25 protein-coding genes are annotated in these 19,682 nt (G+C 71.7%); 16 read left to right on the plus strand and 9 right to left on the minus strand.

The window, feature by feature from the left end; genetic code table 11:
* Positions 1–12: 12 nt before the first annotated feature.
* A complete protein-coding gene (locus ABH937_RS03580; RefSeq protein ID WP_370217195.1) occupies positions 13–522 on the plus strand; it encodes a VOC family protein in 510 nt (169 codons plus the stop codon).
* A gap of 81 nt (positions 523–603) precedes the next feature.
* On the opposite strand, the gene hisC is transcribed toward ABH937_RS03580, so the two are convergent.
* Complete coding sequence (gene hisC / locus ABH937_RS03585; RefSeq protein ID WP_280691215.1) at positions 604–1,683, minus strand: histidinol-phosphate transaminase; 1,080 nt, start codon at positions 1,681–1,683, stop codon at positions 604–606.
* A 363-nt stretch (positions 1,684–2,046) separates the two neighbouring features.
* On the opposite strand from hisC, the gene ABH937_RS03590 reads away from it, so the two are divergent.
* Together ABH937_RS03590 and ABH937_RS03595 are read left to right on the plus strand one after the other, a co-directional pair.
* Positions 2,047–3,222 carry a LacI family DNA-binding transcriptional regulator gene (locus ABH937_RS03590; RefSeq protein ID WP_280691216.1) on the plus strand — a complete coding sequence of 392 codons (1,176 nt, stop codon included), beginning with the start codon at positions 2,047–2,049 and terminating at the stop codon, positions 3,220–3,222.
* Positions 3,223–3,312: 90 nt separating this feature from the next.
* The gene (locus tag ABH937_RS03595; RefSeq protein WP_280691217.1) at positions 3,313–4,500 is read left to right on the plus strand and encodes a metallophosphoesterase; all 1,188 of its coding nucleotides are present in this window, start codon (positions 3,313–3,315) and stop codon (positions 4,498–4,500) included.
* A gap of 12 nt (positions 4,501–4,512) precedes the next feature.
* On the opposite strand, the gene ABH937_RS03600 is transcribed toward ABH937_RS03595, so the two are convergent.
* The gene (locus tag ABH937_RS03600; RefSeq protein WP_370217197.1) at positions 4,513–4,863 is read right to left on the minus strand and encodes a YrdB family protein; all 351 of its coding nucleotides are present in this window, start codon (positions 4,861–4,863) and stop codon (positions 4,513–4,515) included.
* Positions 4,864–4,944: 81 nt separating this feature from the next.
* Here ABH937_RS03600 and ABH937_RS03605 point away from each other — a divergent pair, with 81 nt between their 5' ends.
* Entirely contained in the window at positions 4,945–5,670 is a 726-nt protein-coding gene (locus tag ABH937_RS03605; RefSeq protein WP_370217198.1) for a GNAT family N-acetyltransferase, read from the plus strand.
* A 24-nt stretch (positions 5,671–5,694) separates the two neighbouring features.
* Here the strand turns inward: ABH937_RS03605 and ABH937_RS03610 are convergent, their stop codons facing one another.
* Positions 5,695–6,126, minus strand: a complete 432-nt coding sequence (locus ABH937_RS03610) for a GNAT family N-acetyltransferase (RefSeq protein ID WP_280691220.1) — start codon at positions 6,124–6,126, stop codon at positions 5,695–5,697.
* Between the two features lie 47 nt (positions 6,127–6,173).
* Positions 6,174–7,856 (minus strand): phenylacetic acid degradation protein PaaN, encoded by a 1,683-nt coding sequence (gene paaN, locus ABH937_RS03615; protein WP_280691221.1) that lies wholly within the window; start codon positions 7,854–7,856, stop codon positions 6,174–6,176.
* Between the two features lie 123 nt (positions 7,857–7,979).
* On the opposite strand from paaN, the gene ABH937_RS03620 reads away from it, so the two are divergent.
* Positions 7,980–8,570 (plus strand): TetR/AcrR family transcriptional regulator, encoded by a 591-nt coding sequence (locus tag ABH937_RS03620; protein WP_280691222.1) that lies wholly within the window; start codon positions 7,980–7,982, stop codon positions 8,568–8,570.
* Positions 8,571–8,597: 27 nt separating this feature from the next.
* Here ABH937_RS03620 and ABH937_RS03625 read toward each other — a convergent pair whose 3' ends face one another.
* The gene (locus ABH937_RS03625) at positions 8,598–9,122 is read right to left on the minus strand and encodes an Lrp/AsnC family transcriptional regulator (protein WP_280691223.1); all 525 of its coding nucleotides are present in this window, start codon (positions 9,120–9,122) and stop codon (positions 8,598–8,600) included.
* Between the two features lie 193 nt (positions 9,123–9,315).
* On the opposite strand from ABH937_RS03625, the gene pdhA reads away from it, so the two are divergent.
* From pdhA to ABH937_RS03665, 8 genes are all read left to right on the plus strand, one after another.
* On the plus strand, positions 9,316–10,449 hold the full coding sequence (gene pdhA / locus ABH937_RS03630; RefSeq protein WP_280691224.1) for a pyruvate dehydrogenase (acetyl-transferring) E1 component subunit alpha: 1,134 nt from the start codon (positions 9,316–9,318) through the stop codon (positions 10,447–10,449).
* Between the two features lie 38 nt (positions 10,450–10,487).
* Positions 10,488–11,450 (plus strand): alpha-ketoacid dehydrogenase subunit beta, encoded by a 963-nt coding sequence (locus ABH937_RS03635; RefSeq protein ID WP_280691333.1) that lies wholly within the window; start codon positions 10,488–10,490, stop codon positions 11,448–11,450.
* Positions 11,451–11,455: 5 nt separating this feature from the next.
* Positions 11,456–12,727: a dihydrolipoamide acetyltransferase family protein gene (locus ABH937_RS03640; RefSeq protein WP_280691225.1), complete on the plus strand. Its 1,272-nt coding sequence runs from the start codon at positions 11,456–11,458 to the stop codon at positions 12,725–12,727.
* A 201-nt stretch (positions 12,728–12,928) separates the two neighbouring features.
* On the plus strand, positions 12,929–13,156 hold the full coding sequence (locus ABH937_RS03645; RefSeq protein ID WP_280691226.1) for a hypothetical protein: 228 nt from the start codon (positions 12,929–12,931) through the stop codon (positions 13,154–13,156).
* Positions 13,157–13,199: 43 nt separating this feature from the next.
* Positions 13,200–13,646 carry a DUF6879 family protein gene (locus ABH937_RS03650; protein WP_280691227.1) on the plus strand — a complete coding sequence of 149 codons (447 nt, stop codon included), beginning with the start codon at positions 13,200–13,202 and terminating at the stop codon, positions 13,644–13,646.
* 6 nt (positions 13,647–13,652) lie between these two features.
* Positions 13,653–14,513 (plus strand): helix-turn-helix transcriptional regulator, encoded by an 861-nt coding sequence (locus tag ABH937_RS03655; RefSeq protein WP_280691228.1) that lies wholly within the window; start codon positions 13,653–13,655, stop codon positions 14,511–14,513.
* Between the two features lie 106 nt (positions 14,514–14,619).
* On the plus strand, positions 14,620–14,802 hold the full coding sequence (locus ABH937_RS03660; protein ID WP_280691229.1) for a hypothetical protein: 183 nt from the start codon (positions 14,620–14,622) through the stop codon (positions 14,800–14,802).
* 254 nt (positions 14,803–15,056) lie between these two features.
* A complete protein-coding gene (locus tag ABH937_RS03665; protein ID WP_280691230.1) occupies positions 15,057–15,623 on the plus strand; it encodes a hypothetical protein in 567 nt (188 codons plus the stop codon).
* On the opposite strand, the gene ABH937_RS03670 is transcribed toward ABH937_RS03665, so the two are convergent.
* The 4 genes from ABH937_RS03670 to ABH937_RS03685 are packed head-to-tail and all read right to left on the minus strand — an operon-like array spanning position 15,620 to position 16,531.
* Positions 15,620–15,781, minus strand: coding sequence for a hypothetical protein (locus ABH937_RS03670; protein ID WP_280691231.1), 162 nt, complete (start codon positions 15,779–15,781; stop codon positions 15,620–15,622). The genes ABH937_RS03665 and ABH937_RS03670 overlap by 4 nt on opposite strands.
* The gene (locus ABH937_RS03675; protein WP_280691232.1) at positions 15,778–16,017 is read right to left on the minus strand and encodes a hypothetical protein; all 240 of its coding nucleotides are present in this window, start codon (positions 16,015–16,017) and stop codon (positions 15,778–15,780) included. Before ABH937_RS03675 ends, ABH937_RS03670 begins: the two co-directional genes overlap by 4 nt.
* Positions 16,005–16,133, minus strand: coding sequence for a hypothetical protein (locus ABH937_RS03680; protein WP_280691233.1), 129 nt, complete (start codon positions 16,131–16,133; stop codon positions 16,005–16,007). The genes ABH937_RS03675 and ABH937_RS03680 overlap by 13 nt, the downstream gene beginning before the upstream one ends.
* Positions 16,130–16,531 carry an ATP-binding protein gene (locus ABH937_RS03685; protein ID WP_370217201.1) on the minus strand — a complete coding sequence of 134 codons (402 nt, stop codon included), beginning with the start codon at positions 16,529–16,531 and terminating at the stop codon, positions 16,130–16,132. Before ABH937_RS03685 ends, ABH937_RS03680 begins: the two co-directional genes overlap by 4 nt.
* A gap of 292 nt (positions 16,532–16,823) precedes the next feature.
* Between ABH937_RS03685 and ABH937_RS03690 the strand changes: the two genes are divergently transcribed.
* From ABH937_RS03690 to ABH937_RS03700, 3 genes are all read left to right on the plus strand, one after another.
* Entirely contained in the window at positions 16,824–17,690 is an 867-nt protein-coding gene (locus ABH937_RS03690) for a helix-turn-helix transcriptional regulator (RefSeq protein ID WP_280691235.1), read from the plus strand.
* Complete coding sequence (locus tag ABH937_RS03695) at positions 17,683–17,886, plus strand: DUF397 domain-containing protein (protein WP_280691236.1); 204 nt, start codon at positions 17,683–17,685, stop codon at positions 17,884–17,886. Before ABH937_RS03690 ends, ABH937_RS03695 begins: the two co-directional genes overlap by 8 nt.
* Positions 17,887–18,147: 261 nt before the next feature.
* Positions 18,148–19,677, plus strand: a complete 1,530-nt coding sequence (locus ABH937_RS03700; protein ID WP_370217202.1) for a globin domain-containing protein — start codon at positions 18,148–18,150, stop codon at positions 19,675–19,677.
* Positions 19,678–19,682 lie beyond the last annotated feature (5 nt).

Here is a 19,682-nt window from a genome sequence, read left to right on the forward strand (position 1 = left end):
ACTCAGTATCTAGTGGGAGTCAACACTCGGTATCTACTGACCGTCAGTCACCGCTCTCTTCCGACTTCCAGCCCCCAGTGCGATGATGACGTCGCGTCAGACACTCTCCGCACCCCAGGAGCCCCCGCGACCTCCCGCGTCCACAGCGTCACGTTCGATTGCAAGGACACCTACGTCCTCGCGAAGTTCTGGTCCCAGGTGACCGGCTGGCCGATGGGGGAGGACGACCACCCCGGCGATCCCGAGGCCGTGGTCCTGCCGCCTGCCGACAGCGGGGCGAGCCGCCTGCTGTTCATCGCGGTGCCGGAGGGCAAGACCGTCAAGAACCGGGGGCACCTGGACCTCCAGCCCCAGGACCGGAGCCGGGACGAGGAGGTCGAGCGGTTGATCGGGCTCGGCGCCACGCTGCACGAGGACCACCGGCGCCCCGACGGCACGGGTTGGGTCACCCTGCTGGACCCCGAGGGCAACGAGTTCTGCGTGGAACGCAGCGCGGCGGAGCGGGCGGCGACCGGGGGCTGAGCAGGCGGCCGCGCACATGCGAAAGCGGACCCGCCGAGGCCATGGCAGGTCCGCTTCACCGACTCAGTACCTCGGCGCTGCTCAGAGTTCCTTGCGGAACGCCTCCGCCGCCGCGAGGAACAGGTCGTTGCCGGCCACCTCGCCGATCGTCACCCGGGCGCCCTCACCGGCGAACGGGCGCACGATCACGCCGGCGGCCGCACAGGCCGCCGCGAAGTCCATGGTCCGCTCGCCCAGCCGCAGCCAGACGAAGTTGGCCTGCGAGTCGACCACGGTCCAGCCCTGGGCGGCCAGCGCCGCAGCGACCCGGGTGCGCTCGGCGACCAGCGCCTCGACCCGGACCAGCAGCGCGTCCTCGGCGCGCAGCGAGGCGACCGCCGCGTCCTGGGCCAGCTGGCTGACGCCGAACGGGATCGCGGTCTTGCGCAGCGCGGTGGCCACCGGCTCGTGCGCGATGGCGAAGCCGACCCGCAGGCCGGCCAGGCCGTACGCCTTGGAGAAGGTGCGCAACACGCAGACGTTGGGCCGGTCCCGGTACAGCTCGACGCCGTCCGGCACCCGCTCGTCGCGGATGAACTCGCGGTAGGCCTCGTCGACCACGACCAGGATGTCGCCGGGCACCGCGTCCAGGAAGCGCTCCAGCTCGGGGCCGTGGATCGCGACGCCGGTCGGGTTGTTCGGGTTGCAGACGAAGATCAGCCGGGTGCGCGGGGTGATCGCGGCGAGCATCGCGTCGAGGTCGTGCTCCTCGGCGGCGGTCAGCGGCACCGGCACCGGGGTGGCCCCGGCGATCTGGGTGATGATCGGGTAGGCCTCGAACGAGCGCCAGGCGAAGATCACCTCGTCGCCCGGGCCGGCCGTGGAGAGCACCAGCGACTGGGCCACGCCCACCGAGCCGGGGCCGGTGGCGATGTGCTCGGCGGGGACGCCGAAGTGCTGGGCCAGCTCGGCGGTGAGCTCGGTGACCGCCATGTCGGGGTAGCGGTTGAACGAGCCGGCGGTGGCCACCACGGCGTCCAGCACGCCGGGCAGCGGCTCGTAGGGGTTCTCGTTGGAGGAGAGCTTGAAGGCGTCGGCGCCGGCGGGCTTGCCGGGCTTGTAGGTGGGGATGCCGTCCAGGCTCGGCCGAAGCCGCGGGCCCTGCGCTGCCGTACCGCTCACGGTGCTGTTCTCCTTCGTCACTGTCCGGGCCTGGCCCGGTAGGGCGGCCCGATGCCGGCGTGCGCCCCCGGCGCTCGGTTGCGCGCCGGTCGCATGCGCGGCCGCCTGTCTCCGGTCGGGTGCCCAGAACGATACCCAGCGCGCTCACCCGTGCGGGTGAGATGTCCGGCCAGGACACCAATGCGGATCAGCCATTGTGCCTCGTTCCGATGGCACATGTCAGAGGTAATCGGCCGAAATCAGACCCCGGATCCAAGGACTGAGACGAGTGGTGGACATGGAGAAACGTATCTGCGACGGATCGCCCGGGGCCTCGCACACGTGGTTCAGCGATGCGCTGACGCACCATACGATCGGTCCGCCATGACAGCAGCAGCCAATCAGAGCGGTCGGCGACCCCCCACCTCACGACGTCTGGAACGGGCCGGCATCCGGGATGTGGCAGCAGCCGCCGGAGTGTCGATCACCACCGTCTCGGACGCCCTGAACGGGAAGGGCCGCCTGCCCGACGAAACCCGCAGCCGGGTGCGCGAGGTCGCCGAGCGCCTCGGCTACCGGCCGTCCGCGGCCGCCCGGACGCTGCGCACCGGCCGGTCCGGGCTGATCGGACTGACCGTCACCACCTACGGCGAGGAACCCTTCACCTTCACCGAGTTCGCCTACTTCGCCGAGATGGCCAGGGCCGCGACCAGCGCGGCGCTCGGCCGCGGCTACGCCCTGGTGGTGCTGCCCGCCTCCTCGCGGCACGACGTGTGGAGCAACGTGGCACTGGACGGCACCGTGGTGATCGACCCGGCCGACCAGGACCCGCTGGTCAGCGAGCTGTACCGGTCCGGCGTGCCGGTGGTCAGCGACGGCAAGCCGGGCAACTGCCCGGTCACCGCCTGGGTGGACAACGACCACGAGGCCGCCGTGCTGGGCATCCTGGACCACCTGAGCGAGGCCGGCGCTCGCCGGATCGGCCTGCTCACCGGCACCAGCACCGACACCTACACCCGGCTCTCCACCGACGCCTACCTCGGCTGGTGCGAGCGGGTCGGCCAGGAGCCGGTCTACGAGGCCTACCCCGCGCACGACCCTGCCGCCGGGGCGGTCGCCGCCGACCGGCTGCTGGCCCGCCCGGACCGCCCGGACGCGGTCTACGGGCTCTTCGACCCGAACGGGACCGACCTGCTGGCCGCCGCCCGCCGCTACGGCCTGCGGGTGCCGGACGACCTGCTGCTGGTCTGCTGCAGCGAGAGCGACGTGTACGCGGGCACCGAGCCGCCGATCACCACCCTCTCGCTCAAGCCGCGCCGGATCGGGACCACCGTCGTCAACCTGCTGATCGACGCGATCGAGGGGGTCGACTCCGGCACCGGGCTGACGGCCGACGCCCCCACCGCCGGCGCCCGGCTCTTCCCGCCCCGCTACCGCACCGCCGGCACCGGTCCGCCGCCGGGCACGCTGATGCCCACCGAGCTGATCGTGCGGGCCTCCTCGCTGCGCCGCAGCCCCCGAACCACCGTCAGTGCGCCGCGCACCCCGGGCGAGGTCTGAACCGCTCGGCGACCCGGGATCGGTGCACCGCGCGGATTGGATACCCACCGGGTGAGGACGACGGGAGAGGGCTCTTCCTATGATGGGCGGATGACACCCGAGGACCGCTTCCCCGGGCCTGAGCTGCCCCAGTCAGGCCCCCGCCCGCAGCAGGACCTCGACGTGCTGCCGTACGGCTCGTACTTCGAGCCCAATCCCCCTACCGAGTACCAGGATTCACCCGGCGAGCAGGCCGGCGGGCAGGAGCCCACGTTCAGCGCCTACGGCGGGGCACGCTACCTGGAGCAGCACTGGCCGGTGGCCGGCCACCCCACTCCGCAGGCGGCGGCCTACCCCACCTTCCTCGCCACCGAACGCACCCCGCAGGCACCCGCGCAGGACGACCCGCCGACCATCGAGCTGGGCCCGCCGATCACCGAGGACAACCCGTACGCGACGCCGTACCCGCAGCCGGGCGGCGACCCGGGCCCGGTGGGCCCGCTCTACGTGGTCGGCGACGTGCACGGCTACCTCGACGAGTTGCTCGCCGCGCTGCACGAGCAGGGCCTGGTCGACGGCGAGGGGCACTGGTCGGCCGGGCGCTCGCGGATCTGGTTCCTGGGCGACTTCACCGACCGCGGGCCGGACGGGATCGGCGTGATCGACCTGGTGATGCAGCTGGCCGCCGAGGCGGCGGCGGCCGGCGGCTACTGCCGGGCTCTGATGGGCAATCACGAGCTGCTCTTCCTCGGCGCCCACCGGTACGGCGACGAGCCGGTGCAGTCCACCGCCGGGACCGCCTCCTTCCGCGCCGCCTGGCTGCTCAACGGCGGCCAGCAGCACGACCTGGAGCGGCTGCAGGGCCACCACATCAGCTGGCTCAAGCGGCTGCCCGCGATCGCGCTGGAGGACGGCCACCTGCTGCTGCACTCCGACACCACGGCCTACCTGGAGTTCGGCGACTCCATCGACGAGGTCAACGACGCGGTCCACAACCTGCTGGCCGACGAGGGCGCCGACGACTGGTGGGACGCCTTCCGCCGGTTCACCAAGCGCTTCGCCTTCCGCGGCGAGGGCGGCCCGATGGCGGCCGGCGAGCTGCTGGCCACCTACGGCGGGCACCGGGTGGTGCACGGGCACAGCCCGATCCCGTACCTCACCGGTGAGGCGAACAACGAGAGCGGCGAGCGCCCGTACGTACCGGGCCCGTACATCTACGCGGACGAGCTGGCGGTGGCGATGGACGGCGGCGTGACGATGGAGGGCCGGCTGCTGGTGGCCCGGCTGCCGGTGGACTAGCGGGGCGGCGGATCAGTCCCGGGCTCGGGCGACCGTGATGTAGGCCGTGTTCAGCGCCACGACCACCGCGAAGACCAGGGCCCAGGCCGGACCCTTGACGCCGCCGAGCGCCAGCGCGGCGGTGCCGAAGACCACCGCCTTGACCAGGAGCACGCCCGACACCGGCAGCTTCACCGACGCCTTGGGGGCGGCGTACCGACCCCACAGGACGGCGGCCAGCAGCGGCAGGCCGATCGCGAACAGCAGGTGGACGGCGGTGTTCGGGCCGGTCCGGTACCCCCACCAGGCGAGGAAGCCGAGCGCGGCCAACTCCAGGAAGAAGGCCAGGACATCGTTCAAGGCCCGCAGGCCATTGGTCGACATGGCCCGCACCCTACGGGAAATCCGCTTGCCCGGACGAGAGTTCCGCTGGAGTCTGACTCGATGCCGGATCTCCTCTCCCGAGTGACCACGTTCCGTGCCGACTTCGCCCGCCGGCAGGCCGCCGAGACGGTGGAGTACCCCGGCGCCGTCGCCGTCCGCGACCCGGATTTCCCCGCCTCGCACGAGCACAACCAGCTGCTGGTGCTGGGTGCCGAGGCCGACGTTCAGGCGCTCACCAGGCTCGGCCAGCAGCGGATCAGCGTGCTGGACGGGCGGCTCGGAGCCGCGCTGGCACCCGCGCTGGTGACGGCCGGCTACCAGGCGGGGCGGGAGCTGGTGATGGCCCGCTCGACCGCCGCTCAAGCACTGCCCGAGGCACCGGCACGGGAAGTCGGACCGGCCGACCTCCGGGACGCGCTGCTCCGGCAGCTACGGCGCTGGATGCCCGATCCCGGCCAGGCCGAGCTGGTGCGCCAGCTGGCCGACCGGCGACCGGTACGGCTGCGCGGGGCGGACGACGTACGGTTCCTCGCCGTGCCGGCGGCGGACGGGGAGGTGGCCGCCTGGGCCGACCTCTACCTCGACGAGCCCGCCGGGCTGGCCCAGTTGGAGGACCTGGTCACGGCCGACGACCACACCGGGCGCGGCCACGGGAACACGCTGCTGAGCACCGCGCTGGCCCGGGCCGGCGAGGCAGGCTGCGGAACGCTCTTCCTGGTCGCGGACGCCGAGGACTGGCCGCGCGAGTGGTACGCCCGGCGCGGCTTCGAGGTGATTGGGCAGAGCTGGGGCTTCGTGAAGCGGTAGTGCGGCGGTTCAGAGCTCGCGGGTTCAGAGCTCGCGGGCGAAGTGCAGGGCCACGATCGCCATCCGGCGGGCGTGGTAGAACCGGTGCGCGCCGTGGTTGGCGACCCCGGAGTCCAGCTCGACCCGCACGCAGCCGGCCCGCCGGGCCCGCTCCTCCAGCTCGGCGAGCAGCCGGGTGCCGACCCCGCCGGAACGCGCGTCGGGGTCGGTGACCAGGTCGTCCACCAGGAGCAGCCGGCCCCGGCTGGTGGCCAGCATCCGGTGCGCCGCCACCGCCCGGCAGCGCCCGCGCGGGTCGTAGGCGGCCGTGAAGACCAGGCCCTGGGCGTGCGCCTCGGCGGCGAAGGTGGCGAACTCGGCCCGCCCGAGACCCGGCCGCAGCAGCCGGATCAGCGGGGCGACGTCGCGTTCCAACTCCACCTGGTCAGGCGTCACATCACAGACGATCAGCTCCATGGCGCACCACCTTACGGCCGGCCGGCCCGCGGCCGACCGGCCGGTGCTCAGGCCTGGCGGCGGATCTCCACCGTGCGGAAGCGGTTGGCGACGAAGGCCGCGTCCGTGTAGGCGGCGTTGGCGGCCGGGTTGGCGCCGGTGCCGTGCAGGTCGGAGAAGGCGGCGGTCTGGTTCGGGTAGACGCCGCCGGTGAGGTTGAGCGAGAGGCAGACGCCGGTGTCCAGGCAGGCCCGGACCAGCTGCTGCTCGACCTCGGGGGCGGTGGTGTAGCCGGTGGCGGTCATCGCGCCCTGCTCGGTGACGGTCTGGCGCAGCAGTTCCACGGCGTCGGCGGTGGAGTCGACGGCGACGGCGAAGAAGACCGGGCCGAAGCACTCGTCGAGGAAGACCGCACGGTCGTCCGGCTTGTGCGCCTCCACCTTGACCAGCGCGGGGGTGCGGATGGTGGCGCCCGGGAACTCGGCCGACTCCACCACCCGGGGAGCCAGCGCCAGGTCGCCGTACTCGCCGCTCGCGGCGGCGGCACTGCGCTGCAGCACGGCGGGGTTGACCACGGCACCCAGGATCGCGGCGGCCCGGGCGTCGTCGCCGAGCAGGCCCTCGATCGAGCGGGCCAGGTCGGCCACCACCTCGTCGTAGGACTTCGGGCCCTGGTCGGTCCCGATGCCGGTGCGGGGGATCAGCAGGTTCTGCGGGGTGGTGCACATCTGGCCGGTGTAGAGCGAGAGGGCGAAGGCGAGGTTGCCCAGCATCCCCTTGTAATCGTCCGTGGAGTCGATCACCACGGTGTTGACGCCGGCCTTCTCGGTGTAGACCAGGGCCTGCTTGGCGTTCTGCTCCAGCCAGTCGCCGAACTCGGTCGACCCGGTGTAGTCGATGATCCGGACGTCCGGGTGCAGCGCCAGCGTCTTGGCGATGCCCTCGCGGTCGCGCTCGGCGGCCAGGGTGACCAGGTTGGCGTCGAACCCGGCCTCGACGAGCACCTCGCGGGCGATCCGCACGGTGAGCGCGAGCGGCAGCACGGCGCGCGGGTGCGGCTTGACCACCACCGGGTTGCCGGTGGCCAGGGAGGCGAAGAGTCCCGGGTAGCCGTTCCAGGTCGGGAAGGTGTTGCAGCCGATCACCAGCGCGGTGCCGCGCGGGACGGTGATGAACTCCTTGCGCAGCACCAGCGGGTCGCGCTTGCCCTGCGGCTTGGTCCAGCCGGCCTCGGCGGGCAGCTTGGCCTGCTCGGCGTAGGCGTAGGCGACGGCCTCCAGGCCCCGGTCCTGGGCGTGCGGGCCGCCGGCCTGGAAGGCCATCGCGTAGGCCTGCCCGGTGGTGTGCATGACGGCCTGGGCCATCTCGTGCGAGCGGGCGTTGATCCGGGCCAGGATCTCCAGGCAGACGGCGGCGCGAGCCGCCGGGGAGGCGGCGGCCCAGCCGGTGCCGGCCTCCTTGGCGGCGGCGAGCAGCGCATCCAACTCGGCGCGCGGGTAGACGATGTCCAGCTCGATGCCGTAGGGCGAGACCTCGGTGCCGACCAGGTCGCCGGCCGCCGGGTGGCCCGGTAGCGCGAAGGTGGCGCCGAGCAGTGCCTCGAAGGCGGCCTTGCCCTCGGCCGGGGCGCTCTCGCCGTAGGCCTTGGCGATCTCGGGGTACGGGGACCAGTAGTCCCGCTCGGTGAGCGCGGTGAGCGCCCGGTTCAGGGTCTCCTGGTGACGCTCGATCAGTTCGTCGACGGCGGCCATACGGCGCTCCTCGCGGGGAGAGGACTGGGCTGACGCTCCTCAGCGTAACCGAACGATCGGTCGGGGGAACAGAGCCGGCCGCCCCGGGCTCGGCCGGATCGGCTCGACCGGGATACTCGGAGCATGGCCGAGAACCCGCTGCGCACCACCTACACCGTCGACTCCCTGCTCGCCGTCACCGTCGAGGTCTTCAACACCCGCGGCTACGACGGCACCTCGATGGAGGACCTGTCGCGGGCGGCCGGGATCTCCAAGTCCTCGATCTACCACCACGTGCGCGGCAAGGAGGAACTGCTGCGGCTGGCGGTCGGGCGGGCGCTGGACGGGCTGTTCGGGATCCTGGACGAGCCGGCCGCGCTGGCGGGGCGCCCGGTGGACCGCCTGGAGCACGTGGTGCGACGCACCACCGAGGTGCTGCTGGCCGAGCTGCCCTACGTGACGCTGCTGCTGCGGGTGCGCGGCAACACCGGGACCGAGCTGTGGGCGCTGGAGCGGCGGCGGGACTTCGACCACCGGGTGGCGGAACTGGTCCGGGAGGCGGTGACGGCCGGCGAGCTGCGGGCCGACGTGGAGCCGCGGCTGGCCACCCGGCTGCTCTTCGGCATGATCAACTCAATCGTGGAGTGGTACCGCCCGACCGGCGCCGGCGGCCCGAACGCCGACGGCGTGCCGGACGCCGTGGTCCACCTGGCCTTCGACGGCCTGCGCGCCTGATCCGGCTGCGGGGCGAGCGCCGGGAGCTCAGGCCGGCGGCACCCGGTCGGTCTCCTCGAAGACCAGCAGCGTCTGCGTCGACAGCACGTCGGGGATGCTCTGGATGCTGCCCAGCACCAGCTCCCGCAGCGCCCGGTTGTCGGCCGTGTGCACCAGCAGCAGCACGTCGAACTCGCCGCCCACCAGCGCGATGTGCGCCACTCCCGGCAGGTCGAGCAGCTGCTCGCGCACGGTCCGCCAGGAGTTCTGCACGATCTTCAGCGTGACGTACGCGCAGGCGCCCTGCCCGGCCCGTTCGTGGTCGACCCGGGCGGTGAAACCGCGGATCACACCGTCCTCCATCATCCGGGCGATCCGGGCGTAGGCGTTGGCGCGCGAGACGTGCACCCGCTCGGCGACCGAGCGGATCGAGGCCCGGCCGTCCTGCTGGAGCAGCCGCAGGATCGAGCGGTCCACCCGGTCCAGCCCCCGGTCGGGACCGCCGTTCACCACACCGGCCGGAGTGGGCTGAGGTCTGCTCCCGCCCGACCCGGCCATTTGTTCAGCGCCCATGGCCCCGAGCCCTCCCAAGATGGACGTGCTGCTTTCAGCAGACTGCCGTAGCGGCCGATTGTCCAGCACCTTCGCTCGGCTGTGGCCACAATGAGTAGACAACCGAACAATCGGTTGGGAGGCAACACCCCACCTGCCGCTGCCCTGCCCCCGACAGCGCGGCCCCGCCCTCCCCACCCCTTGGAGGTGCCTGATGACCGTCCTCGACCACCGGCCCACCGCGCCCGTGCCCCCGTGGCTGCCCGGCGCGACCGACCCCCGGACCGACCCCGCGCCCCTCCTGCCGGACCACACCCCGGTCCGCGTGCTCGGCACCCCCGAGCTGGCCAAGCACGACCCCGAGCTGCTCCGCGACCTCTACCGCCGGCTGGTGATCGGCCGCCGCTACAACCAGCAGGCGACCACGCTCACCAAGCAGGGCCGGCTCGCCGTCTACCCCTCCTCCACCGGCCAGGAGGCCTGCGAGGTGGCCGCCGCCACCGTGTTGCGGCCCCAGGACTGGCTCTTCCCCAGCTACCGGGACACGCTGGCCGTGGTCGGCCGCGGCGTCGACCCGCTGGCCGCGCTCACCCTGCTGCGCGGCAGCGCGCACACCGGGTACGACCCGGTCGCCACCCGCACCGCCCCGCTCTGCACCCCGCTCGCCACCCAGGCCCCGCACGCGGTGGGCCTGGCGCACGCCGCCCGGCTGCGCGGCGAGGACGTGATCGCGCTGGCGATGCTCGGCGACGGCGGCACCAGCGAGGGCGACTTCCACGAGGCGCTGAACTTCGCGGCCGTGCTGAACGCCCCGGTGGTCTTCCTGGTGCAGAACAACGGGTACGCCATCTCGGTCCCGCTGACCAAGCAGTCCGCGGCGCCGAGCCTGGCGCACAAGGCGGTCGGCTACGGCCTGCCGGGGCGGCTGGTGGACGGCAACGACGTGGTGGCGGTGCACGAGGTGCTCTCCGAGGCGTTCGACCGGGCCAGGAACGGCGGCGGTCCGACGCTGGTGGAGGCGCTGACCTACCGGCTCGACGCGCACACCAACGCCGACGACGCGACCCGCTACCGGGTCTCGGCGGAGGTGGAGGCCTGGCGCGAGCACGACCCGGTGACCCTGATGGAGCGTCACCTGCGCGAGGCCGGGGTGCTGGACGACGCGCTGGTCGCGCGGGCGGCCGAGCAGGCCGAGGCGCTGGCGGCCACCATGCGCGCCGAGTTCCACGCCGAGCCGCAGCTCGACCCGCACAGTCTGTTCCAGCACGTCTACGCCGAGCCTACGCCGCAACTGCGCGAGCAGGCCGACCAGTTGGCCGCCGAGCTGGCTGCGGAGGCGGGAGCGTGAGCACAGTGACCACCGAGCCGTCGGTGCGCACCAGCACCATGGCGCAGGCGCTCAACGCCGCGCTGCGCGACGAGATGCGGGCCGATCCGACGGTCCATCTGCTGGGCGAGGACGTCGGCACGCTGGGCGGCGTCTTCCGGATCACCGACGGCCTGGCGGCCGAGTTCGGCGCGGACCGCTGCCTGGACACCCCGCTCGCCGAGGCGGGCATCCTGGGCACCGCGGTCGGCATGGCGATGTACGGGCTGCGGCCGGTGGTGGAGATGCAGTTCGACGCCTTCGCCTACCCGGCGATGGAGCAACTCGTCTCGCACGTCGCCAAGATGCGCAACCGCACGGCCGGCAAGCTGGCGCTGCCGATCACCGTCCGGATCCCCTACGGCGGCGGGATCGGCGGGGTCGAGCACCACAGCGACTCCTCCGAGTCGTACTACGCGAGCACCCCGGGCCTGCACGTGGTCACCCCGGCCACCGTGGACGACGCCTACGGGCTGCTGCGCGCCTCGATCGCCTCCGACGACCCGGTGATCTTCCTGGAGCCCAAGCGGCTCTACTGGTCCAAGGCCGAGCTGAACACCGCCGCCGCCACCGAGCCGATCGGGCGGGCGGTGCTGCGCCGCCAGGGCGGCTCGGCAGTGCTGATCACCTACGGTCCCTCGCTACCCGTCTGCCTGGAGGCCGCCGAGGCCGCGAAGGCCGAGGGCTGGGACCTCGCGGTGCTCGACCTGCGCAGCCTGGTGCCGTTCGACGACGCCACGGTCGCCCAGGTGGTCCGCTCGGTGGGCCGCGCGGTGGTGGTGCACGAGTCGACCGGCTTCGGCGGGGTCGGCGCCGAGATCGCCGCCCGGGTCACCGAGCGCTGCTTCCACCACCTGGCCGCGCCCGTGCTGCGGGTGACCGGCTTCGACATCCCGTTCCCGCCGCCGATGCTGGAGCACCACCACCTGCCCGGGGTGGACCGGATCCTGGACGCGGTCGCCAAGCTGCAGTGGGAGGACTGAGCGTGATGCCCATCGTGCGCGAGTTCACCCTGCCCGACCTCGGCGAGGGACTGACCGGGGCCGAGGTGGTGCGCTGGCTGGTGGAGGTCGGCGACGTGATCGCCGTCGACCAGCCGGTGGTCGAGGTGGAGACCGCCAAGGCGATGGTGGAGGTGCCCTGCCCGTACGGCGGGGTGGTCACCGCGCGGTACGGCGAGGTCGGCGAGGAGCGGGCGGTGGGGCAGCCGCTGGTCACCGTGGCCGTCGCGCCGGAGCCGGGGACGGACGTCCCCGACCCGGGCACCGCCGAGAACGAGCGGCCGCTGGTCGGCTTCGGCGTGGCGGAGGGCGGCAAGGGCTCGCGGCGCCGCCGGGTGGGCGTGACCGGCGTCCGCACCGTCGAGGCGCCGCCCGCACCGCCCGTCCGCAGCGCAGTCGCGGTCATCTCCCCGCTGGTGCGCAAGCTGGCCCGCGAGCACGGGGTCGACCTGGCCACCCTGACCGGCAGCGGCCCGGACGGCCTGATCATGCGCGCCGACGTGGAGCGTGCGCTCCGGCCGGTCGCCGCCCCGGCACCGGCCGCGGTGTCGGCGGACGCGGAGGTCGTCCCGCTGCGCGGCCTGCGCCGCACGGTCGCCGAGAAGCTCACCCGCAGCCACCACGAGATCCCGGCGGTCACCGTCTGGGTGGACGCGGACGCGACCGAACTGCTCGCCGTGCGCGCCCAGATGAACCAGGCACCGGGCGCCCCGAAGGTCAGCCTGCTCGCACTGTTCGCCCGGATCTGCGTGGCCGCACTGGCCCGCCACCCCGAGCTCAACGCCAGCGTCGACCTGGACGCGAACGGCGCGCCCGCCGCGCTGCGCCGGCACACCGCCGTCCACCTGGGCTTCGCCGCGCAGAGCGAGCGCGGCCTGGTGGTCCCGGTGGTGCGCGCCGCCCAGCAGCTGACCACCGAGCAACTCGGAGCCGAGCTGGGCCGGTTGACAGCTTCCGCGCGCGCCGGCTCGCTCACCCCGGCCGAGCTGACCGGCGGCACCTTCACGCTCAACAACTACGGCGTCTTCGGCGTCGACGGCTCCACCCCGATCCTCAACCACCCGGAGGCGGCGATGCTCGGGGTGGGCCGGATCACGGCCAAACCATGGGTCCACGAAGGTGAGTTGGCGGTCCGCCAAGTGACCCAGCTGTCGTTCACCTTCGACCACCGGGTCTGCGACGGCGGCACGGCGGGCGGGTTCCTGCGCTTCGTCGCGGACTGCGTGGAACGGCCGGGGATGCTGCTGCGGCAGGTCTGAGCAGCGGGCGACGCTGAGCAAGGCTGCGGCGGTGCTTCACGATGACCGCCGTGGCCAGGCCGAGGAGGGATCTCCCGACCTGGGGGATCTCGACCTCCGCTGGTCCCGTGCTGGCAAGTTCGGGCAAGTTCGGAGTTCTGAGCCCACAACCACGGCAAGCTGTGTCACAGCGCTCGACTCCGCAGCCGAAGGAGACGCACGATGGCACTGCACAGGCTCGGGCAGGACCCCGAGAGTCGCGACGGCAACTCGCCTACCGTCTACTACGACGACGTCACCGGCAACTACCTGCTGCAAGGGTGGAAGGTGCTTGACGAGGAGCGGCTGTCGCAGCTGGACATCCCGGACCATGAGGATGTCATCGAGTTCCCGCGCCGCATGATGAAGTTCTTCCCGGAGGTCAACCACGGTGCCGACGCCGACAGTTGAACAGTTGCTCAGGGCTGCGACCAGGAGCGCCAAGCACCTTGAGATGCGCGACGGATACATGCTCGACGATCCGAGCTTCATCACCTGGCAGCGAGAGAAGCGGGTAGAGCTGGACGCTGGGAGCCAGGCGTGGCGCGCGGCAGTCTCGGATGCCACGCACCGAGGAGTCCGGGTGCAGCGCGCCCGCGTCTTCTCGACGCCCGCCAGCGACTACCTGCGCTTCGAGTACGAGTACACGACGTCGCTCAACCAGCCTGCCGGCGAGGACGTCCGATGGCTTCCGCGACGGCAGGGCACCGCCATCGCTCTGCCGGGGAACGACTTCTGGCTGTTCGATGATGAGACCCTCCTCGTTCTTCACTTCGCGGGCAACGGGGACTGGGAAGGCACCGAGATCGACACGCGACCGGCAGCCGTCAACCTGTGCCGGAACGCATTCGAGGAAGTCTGGCGACAAGCCGTGCCGCACGAGGACTACAGCATCATCTGACGAACCGTGACCGCCCAAACGCCAGCAGTCCAGCAGCGCCGACTCGACCTCGGAAAACGGCTGGGAGAGATCAGGAGAGACGCACGCCTCACAGCGCGGGAGCTTGCCTCTCGCGCTGGTTGGCATGAGTCCAAGTGCTCCAATATCCAGAGCGGACGCAGGCTCCCCAGCAGCGACGACATCCGCGCGTGGGCAGCCATTTGCGGTGTTCCCGACCAAGCCGACGACCTGATCGCCGCCGCCCACGGCATCGAAGGCATGTACGTCGAATGGCGCCGCGCCGCACGGACCGGTGCCCGCCACATTCAGTACACGGCGGTACCGCTCTTCAAGGGCACCCGGCACTTCCGCATCTATGAGCCCGGCGTCATTCCTGGGCTCCTCCAGACAAGGGCTTACGCTGCGGCCATCCTCAGCACGTCCGTACGCCGCTTGGCTTCGGGTGCCGACATCGAAGCGGAGATCGAGGCGGCGGTCGACGGCAGGCTGCAGAAGCAGGAAGTGCTGTACGACGGCAGTGAGCGGCGCTTCGCCTTCCTGATCGAGGAGTCCGCTCTGCGCTCCCGCGTGGCGGATGACGAGACCATGGCTGCCCAGTACGGCCATCTCCTCCAGGTGGCCGCGCTACCGCATGTCAGCCTCGGCGTCATCCCGTCCAACGTTCGGCGCGCGTTGTGGCCGGTCGAAGGCTTCTGGATCTTCGACCAGGCGCGTGTCGTCGTCGAGATCGTCACGGCCGAGGTCACCATCACCCAGCCCAGCGAGGTGCGGCAGTACGCCCGCACCTTCGCCCAGCTCGGGCAGTTCGCTGTCTACGGAGCTGCTCTCCGGTCCGTTATGACCACCGCGATCGACTCGCTGGGCTGAACCTCCGGGCAAACCAGGGCAAGTTCCTGGAGACGCTGTTGCCCTGGCTCCTACCTTCCTACTGGGGACAGTCCCAACTGCCAGCAGGGAGTGGATTGCTGTGACCGTGAGCACCCGAACCATGAAGACGGTCAGCGCCGAGGAGATGGCCGCGATCCGAGCCGAGTACCTCGCCGCACAGGCAGCTCGCCTCGCGCGCGGTACGCACGAGCTGGTCAACACCGCGTGGTGCGACTGTCCGAAGCACCAGTTGTACGAAGGAGGACACGATCGTGACATCTCCCACTGAGAGGCCGCCGGGCCCCATGCCGCCGGACGGCGACACCACCGACCCCGACCGCGACGAGTAGGAGCAAGAGGAACGACTCATGAGCACCGCCACGATGAAGCACAAGGGCGACGCGAAGCCGCCGCCGAAGCACGCGGGCAAGCCCGCGCCGGAGAACCCCAACCCGCCGCAGAAGTAGCGGCTCAGCTGACAGGGCGGCAGGCCTCTCGCGCGCGTCGCGAGGGGCCTGCCCCCACTTTCATGGGAGAGCGGCGATGGATGACCGACTTGTGATCGCGTACAGCACGCGGCACTTCTCCGAGACGGACTGGACGCTGAGGGCGGACCGCTGGACGGCGTCCTTCTACGAGAATGAGCCGGCCAAGGTGTTCGGGACCGCCGTGATCACCCGTGTTGTTCCCGGTGCGGTCCCGAACATCCGGGAGGTGCTGGACGCCGACCCGGGCGTTCTCGACCGCATCCCGCAGGTGATCTTCACTGAGGACGGCAGGATGCCCCCTGCCGTGGCTGAGCTGCAGCCCTCGCTGCTGCTCCTGCTGGAGTCGGTCGAGGTCTCCGACGAATGGCGCGGGAAGGGCGTGGGGATGCGCCTGGCCGTCGAAGCCCTGCGCCGCTTCTCTGTGCCTGGGACGCTGGCAGTGTGCTACCCGGCCCCCGTCCATCCGCAGCACGGCCCCGGAGAGGTCTGCTCGTACGAGTCCGATGACCCTGAGGTTCGGCGGCCGGACGAGGAGGCCGTTGCGAAGCTCCGGCGCGCCTGGGAGGGGCATGGCTTCTCCCTGCTCGACGACGGCGTGTACGTCCGCCGGATGGAACCCTAGCTAGTCGCAGGGGGTGGGCCCGGCGGGGTGGTGGTGTCCTCGCCGGGCCTGGTCAGCCGGAGTGAGGTGACGACTCCGAGGGCGACGCCGGCGATCGCGAGCGCGAAGCAGATCGCCAGGGCCGCGATGATCAGGGCGTCCTCGGTGCTGGGCCTCACCGGCGGATGCCGATGAGGCGCTGGCCGAGCCGGGCGGCCAGGTCCTGGAGCAGGTGGTCGGCCTGCTGGTGGGTGAGGGCGAGGGCGAGTTGTTCGCCGGGGCCGACGTGGATGTCGAGGTCGACGGCGGCCCGGAGCTGGATGGCGGCGTCGGGCGCGGACTCGACGTCGAGGTGGGCGACGGTGGTCCGCTCGACGTGGGGCGGGGCGCTGCCGAGGACGATCAAGACTCCCACGAGCTGCCCTCCGCTTCCGCCTCGTTGATCAGGGTGCTGACGGTGAGCTGGGCGTCGGTGCAGTCGCGCGTGGTGGGGTTGGCCGGCGCGATCGGCGCGCGGCGGACGGCGGTCATGCGGCCGAGTCCAGCTCGAACCAGACGCGCTTGCCTCCGCGCTTGTGCGGGGCGGCGCCGAACCGGTGGGTGAGCGAGCGGACCAGGTGCAGCCCCCTGCCGGACAGCTCGTACGGGTCGGCGGTGCGGGTGCGCTGCTCGGGCAGGGCTGGGCTGTCGTCGGCGACGGAGACCCGGAGCGTGCGGAAGGCCTGATCGGCGAGGAGCACGACCACAACGACGGGCGCGAGGCTGCCCCCGTGCTTCCAGGCGTTGACGAAGAGCTCGTGCAAGGCGAGTTCGGCGTCGTGGATCAGGTCGGAGGACCACTCGGCGGTGGTCAGCAGGTCGCGCAGCTCCTCCCGGGCAGCGGACCAGTCGGGCGGCTGGGGGAAGGTGGGCAGGGTGCAGGAACGCATGGGGAACCTCCGCGAGGCGGTGGGGTGGTGAGGTGATCGGCGGATGCGTCGCCGTGAGCCAGGCCAGGACGGGACTGGTTGAGGTCGCGTGTGGCTGCTCTGCGGTGCGGGGCAGCATGCGCCTACTGCCCTGGTGACAGGCGTTACTGACGATCCGTCGGATCGGTATGGCAACGACCATAGCGCACAGGGTCCCAAATTTGTGCCGCGCATCACGAGGTTCATCCGATCGTGGATGGCGCGGTGCTGGGCGTGCGGCAGACTGCTCTCAACCAGCTGTTGAGAGGAGACCATGGCCCTTCGAACCAACCCGACGCTCCGTCAGCGCCGACTTGGCACCGAGCTGCGGCGGATGCGGGAGCAGGCTGGCCTCGGAGGCAGCCAGCTCGCACGCCAACTCGGCATCAACCCTGCCCACGTCACGCAGATGGAGAGCGGCAAGACGGGGCTCAGCGTGGAGCGCTTGTACACCATTGCCGGAATGTGCATGTGCGACAACCAGCCCTTGCTCGAAGCGTTGGCCGATGTCATCGCTGATCGGGGCAAAGGTGGCTGGTGGGAGGAGTATCGAGGTGTCCTTCCGGTCGACTACCTGGAGGTGGCAGAACTGGAAGGCCACGCGAAGAGGATCGCAAGCTTCGCCATGGTCTACATCCCGGGGCTGCTGCAGACGCGTTCCTATGCCAGTGCGCTGTTCGCAAGAGGACCCCTGCCGTTGCTACCGCAAGAGGTCGACCTCAGGACCACGTTCCGCCTGCGTAGGCAGCAGGTGGTTCGATCCGGTGGCACACCGTACCTGGCGCTCGTGCACGAGGCCGCTCTACGCGGCCAGTACGGTGGGCGTGATGTGCTCATCGGTCAGCTTGCCTCGCTTGTCGAAGACTACGAGCACCCAGGAATCTCCATCCGGATCGTGCCGTTCGAGGTGGCCGACTTCCCGATCCCAAGTGAGGATCTCACCCATCTGACCGGGCCTGTCCCAGAACTGGACACAGTTCAGGCCGATGCGTCCTACGGGTCCCACGTCTTTGATCTGCCCGCTCACCTGAGTCGCTACCGTGCGACCCTTGAGCACATCAGATCTGTTGCCCTGTCAGAAGATGAATCGCGATCCTTCATTCGCTCGATCATGGAAGAGATGCAGAACAGGCATGACTAGTTCAGCGTGGCAGAAGTCCAGCTACAGCGCTGCCAACAACCAGTGCGTAGAAGTCCGCACTGCAGACGACCTGGTCGAACTCCGCGAGTCCGACGAGGGTGACGTCATCGTCCGCACCACCCCCACCAAGTTCGCCAAGTTCCTCCAGGGCGTCAAGGACGGCGAGTTCGACCACTTCGCCAGCCCCTCCAACTGACCCACTGACGATCCCGCTCTTGTGGGACCCCTGCCTTCCGAAGGCCGCAGATCTGCGCGAAAGTGCAGGTCGGCGGCCTTCTTCCCGCTGCGCGCAGACCACAACGGAGTGGGCCCACCGGCCTCCCGGTATGCAAAGGGCGCGAGCTTAGCGCGCGGACGGGGCGTCCGTCCGGCGTTTGCGCGATTTGTCGGATCAGCTTTTCGGCCGTGCCACGCTGCATGCGGCGTTGCTGGGACGACCGGAGGCGAAACGATTCTCTTGAGTACGCGTCAAGTCAAAGTGAAGTCGCTCTCCGCGCTGCTGGTCCGCTCGGGGCATGGTTCGCCGGCGGCCACGGCGGTGCCGGGGATGTCCGCCGGCGAGGCACCCCCCGACCCGCCGGCGGGTCGGCCTGTGCTGCCGGTGGTGGTGCCGCCGATGCCCAGCGAACCCCCGGCGATCCCGGCACCCGTCGCCGAGACCCGGCCACCCGTCGAGCCGAGCCCGCTCCCCGACCCCCGCTCCGCCATCGAGCCCCGCCCCGCCATCGAGCCGCTGTTCCGCTGGGCCCCCGGCCTCAACTGGGCGGGCCCGGGCGACCACTGGAGCCAGGCCTGGGCCGTCGAGACGCTCGGCACCGCCGCCCCGCCACCGGCGCTCGCCCCCGCCGTCGCCCCCGCAGCCCAACCCCCCACCCCGCGCGACCTGGAGCTGATCCGCGCCACCCTGGCCGTCGTCGAGCCGGTCGCCGACCGGGCCACCGCGCACTTCTACGCGCTGATCTTCCTCCACCACCCCGAGATCCGCTCGCTCTTCCCGGCCGGCATGGACGTGCAGCGCGACCGCCTCTTCCGGGCCCTGCTCCAGGCCGCCCGCAGCGCCGACGACCCCGCCTCGCTGACCGCCTACCTCACCCGGCTCGGCCAGGGACACCGCAAGTACGGCACGCTGACCGGCCACTACGCGCCGGTGGGCGAGTGCCTGGTGGCCTCGCTGGCGAGGTACTGCGGCAGCCACTGGGACGCCGAGACCGAGCTGGCCTGGCGCCGGGTCTACGGGGTGGTCGCCCAGCTGATGATCGACGCGGCCGAGCAGGCCGCCAAGACCTCGCCGCCCTGGTGGCAGGCGGAGGTGGTCTCCCACCAGAGCCTGGGCCGGGACATCGCCCAGCTCACCGTCCGCCCCGACCAGGCGTACCCGTACCGGGCCGGCCAGTACACCACCCTGGAGACGCCCTGGTGGCCGCGGGTCTGGCGGCACTTCTCGTTCGCCACCGCGCCGCGCCCGGACGGGCTGCTGACCTTCCACGTCAAGGCGCTGCAGGCGGGTTGGGTGAGCAGCGCGCTGGTCCGCCGGGCGGCGCCCGGGGACGTGCTGCGGCTCGGCCCGCCGGCCGGGACCATGGTGCTCGACCACGCCGATCCGGGGCGGCTGCTCTGCCTGGGCGGTGGCACCGGGATCGCGCCGATCGCGGCACTGGTCGAGGAGGTGGCCGAGCACGGGGCCGCGGGCCGCCGGCTCGAGGTCTTCTACGGCGCCCGGCAGACCGCGGAGCTCTACCAGCTGCCCGCCCTGCGGGAGTTGGAGCGGCGCCACCCGTGGCTCGCGGTGCACCCGGTGCTCTCCGAGGAGCGCACCGACGGCGCGCTGTGCGGGCTGCTCTCCGACGTGGTGGTGCAGCGCGGTCCGTGGGACGGCCACCGCGCGTTCCTCAGCGGCCCGCCCGCGATGGTCCGCCGGGCGGCCGCCGCGCTGACCCGCTCGGGCGTGCGGCCCGAGTGGGTGCACCACGACCTGGGCGCAGAGTAAGCCGA

This window comes from Kitasatospora sp. GAS1066B, assembly GCF_041262605.1.
GTDB lineage: Bacteria > Actinomycetota > Actinomycetes > Streptomycetales > Streptomycetaceae > Kitasatospora.